Origin of the sequence: Mycobacterium sp. E796 (genome assembly GCF_001672815.1) — a bacterium.
Taxonomy (GTDB): domain Bacteria; phylum Actinomycetota; class Actinomycetes; order Mycobacteriales; family Mycobacteriaceae; genus Mycobacterium.
In genome coordinates this window covers 1-3,176 of sequence record NZ_LZKK01000265.1, presented here as the reverse complement: position 1 = coordinate 3,176, position 3,176 = coordinate 1, and the positions used below count along the sequence as shown (strand labels likewise).

Annotated in this window: 3 protein-coding genes; all 3 read left to right on the top strand. The window is 70.3% G+C overall.

Translation table 11 applies throughout. The annotated features are described in order from the left end of the window. The coding region (locus tag A5706_RS20520) for a carboxylesterase family protein (protein WP_156767253.1) at positions 1-983 on the top strand (983 nt) is incomplete at its 5' end. Between the two features lie 19 nt (positions 984-1,002). Then, positions 1,003-3,000 carry a phosphotransferase gene (locus A5706_RS20515; RefSeq protein WP_068134466.1) on the top strand — a complete coding sequence of 666 codons (1,998 nt, stop codon included), beginning with the start codon at positions 1,003-1,005 and terminating at the stop codon, positions 2,998-3,000. Then, positions 2,976-3,176 (top strand): shikimate kinase (locus tag A5706_RS20510; RefSeq protein WP_369831777.1); only part of this gene is annotated, 201 nt, incomplete at its 3' end. The genes A5706_RS20515 and A5706_RS20510, both read left to right, overlap by 25 nt.

The window sequence follows — 3,176 nt, the reverse complement described above, 5'->3', positions numbered from 1 at the left end:
GGGACAACATCGCCGAATTCGGCGGAGACCCCGGCAATGTCACGATCTTCGGCGAGAGCGCGGGCGCCTGCATCACCTCCACGTTGTTGGCCGTGCCCGCCGCCGAAGGCCTTTTCGCGCAGGCGATCTCGGAAAGCCCGGCGTCGGGTTTGGTGCGGTCGCGGGAGATCGCCGAAGAGTTCGCCAAGCGCTTCGCCGGGCTGCTCGGCGTGCGCCCGCAGGACGGCGCGCACGCGGTGATGCAGGCGTCCGCGGCGCAACTGGTGGAAACGCAGCACCGGCTGATCGACCAGGGCATGGAAAGCCGGTTGGGCGCGTTCCCGATCGGCCCGGTCGTCGGCGACGACGTCCTGCCCGTCGACCCCGTCGAGGCGATGCGATCCGGCCGGGCGCACAAGGTGCCGCTCATCGTGGGCACCAACGCCGAAGAGGGCCGCCTGTTCACCCGCTTCCTCAAGATGTTGCCGACGAACCAATCGATGATCGAGGAGCTGCTGGCCGACACGGAACCGGCTGCCCGCGAACGCATTACCGCCGCCTACCCCGACTACCCGTCGCCGTCGGCGTGCATCCAGCTCGGCGGCGACTTCGCCTTCAGCTCGGCGGCCTGGCAGATCGCCGAGGCCCATGGCAACCACGCGCCCACCTACCTCTACCGCTACGACTACGCCCCGCGGACGCTCCGCTGGTCGGGTCTGGGCGCCACGCACGCCACCGAGCTGCTGGCCGTCTTCGACGTCTATCGCACCCGGTTCGGCGCGCTGCTGACCGCCGCCGCCGACCGGCGCGCGGCGCTGAAGGTCAGCAACCATGTGCAGCGGCGGTGGCGGTCCTTCAGCCGCACGGGTTCGCCGGGCGACGATTGGCCCGCGTATACCCGCGCCGACCGCGCCGTGATGGTGTTCGACCGCAAGAGCCGGATCGAGTTCGATCCGCACCCGCACCGCCGGATCGCCTGGGACGGCTTCTCACTTGCGAACTGACCTGGCACGCTAGACCCTCATGCACGCCGACACCGAGCAAGTCATCGAGCGACCCGAGAACCTCACCGCCTCCTGGCTGGCCGCCGCGATCGGCTCCGGACCCATAGCCGACTTCGCCGTGGAACGCATCGGCACCGGACAGATGAGCGAGTGCTACCGCGTCCGGCTCAGCTATGCGGATCCCGACGCGGCGGGGCCGGAGTCGGTGGTGCTGAAGGTCGCGGCCTCCGATCCGGTGAGCCGGCAGACGGGGTCGGCGCTGGGGCTCTACGAGCGTGAAGTCCGCTTCTACGGCGACGTCGCGCCCCGCCTGGGCGGGCCGATCGCGCCGTGCTATCACGCGGCCGTCGACACCGCCACGGGCGTGTTCGACCTGCTGCTCGGTGACGCCGGGCCCGCCGTCGTGGGCGACGAAATCGCCGGCGCCACACCGGAACAGGCGCGCATCGGCGTCGTCGAGCTGGGGCGGCTGCACGGCCCGCTGCTCGGCGACCCGGCGCTGGCCGACGCGCCGTGGCTCAACCGCGAAACGCCGCTCAACCAGGCGATGATCGCGTCGCTGTACGCCGGCTTCGTCGACCGGTACGGCGACCAGATCGCGCCCGAGCACCGCGTCGTGTGCGAGCACCTGGTCGCCGCGTTCGACGGTTACATCGCGGCCGAGTCGGAGCCCCACCGGATCCGGGGCCTGGTGCACGGCGACTACCGGCTGGACAACATGTTGTTCGGCACCGAAGGGGCGGACCGCGCGCTGACCGTCGTCGATTGGCAGACGGTTTCCTGGGGACCGGCATTCACGGACCTGGCGTACTTCCTCGGCTGTGCGCTGCGGGCGCAGGATCGTCGCGACCACTACGACGAATTCCTCCGCGCCTACCACGACGCGCTGGGCCCGCAGCCGCCCGTCAGCCTCGCCGAGGTCGCCGAAGGTGTCCGGCGCCAAAGCTTTTTCGGCGTGATGATGGCCATCATCTCGTCGATGCTCGTGGAGCGCACCGATCGCGGCGACCGGATGTTCATGACGATGCTGCAACGCAACTGCGCACACGTGCTCGACACCGATGCGCTGGCGACCCTGCCCGCCGCGACCAAGCCGGAGCCGCTGCGGCCGTCGCAGGACGACGAGCTCGCCCACGACCCGACCGACGAGCCGTTGTGGAGCGAGAGCTGGTACGCCGACTTCGCCGACGCGGCACAGGGATTGGGCGGCTGGTTTCGCCTCGGCCTGATCGCCAACCAGCAGCACGCCCTGGTGCACGTCCTGCTGTGCGGCCCGGACATGGCGACGGTCGCCGTCGACGCCGAGATCCCGTTGCCCGCGGACCCGTGGGTGTTGCGCACCGACGCTTTCGAGCTGGGCCACTCCGCCAGCATGCCGCTGCAGGCCTACCGGGTCGACGTGCGCGCGCAGGCCCAGGCCTACGCGGATCCGTCGGCCTTGTTGCGCGGCGAGCCGGGCACTCCGGTCGAAATGGCGATGAATTTGGAGTGGGCCACCGACGGCGCACCGTACAAATACCGGCTCACGACCCGCTACGAAATCCCTTGCCGCGTCTCGGGAACCGTCACGATCGGCGACACCAGCTACCGCGTCGACTCGGTGCCCGGGCAGCGCGACCACTCGTGGGGCGTGCGCGACTGGTGGAGCATGGACTGGATCTGGAGCGCGCTGCACCTCGACGACGGCACCCACCTGCACGGCGTGAACATCCGCATCCCCGGCGCGCCGACGTTCAGCATCGGATACGTGCAGGACGTCGCACACAACGTCACCGAGCTGGACACCGTCGCCTCGCGGGAATCCTTCGGGGACAACGGGTTACCGCTGAACGCGACCGTGGACCTGCGCCCCGGTGACATCACCGCGGACATCGAGGTGCGCGGGCACGCCCCGGTGCGGATGCTCGCCAAGGATGGGCGCGTGAGCCAGTTCCCGCGCGCCTGGGTCGGCGTCAAGACCGCGGACGGACGCAGCGGTGTCGGTTGGGTGGAATGGAACCGCAACCTCGCCGAATAGCGGCCGGCCCGCCCGTCGTGGTGATGGGCGTCTCGGGATCGGGCAAGTCGACGGTGGGGGCGGCGCTGGCCCGACGGTTGGCGGTGCCCTTCATCGACGCCGACACCCTGCACCCGCCGGCGAACATCGCGAAGATGACCGCCGGTGAACCGCTCGACGACGACGATCGCCGGCCC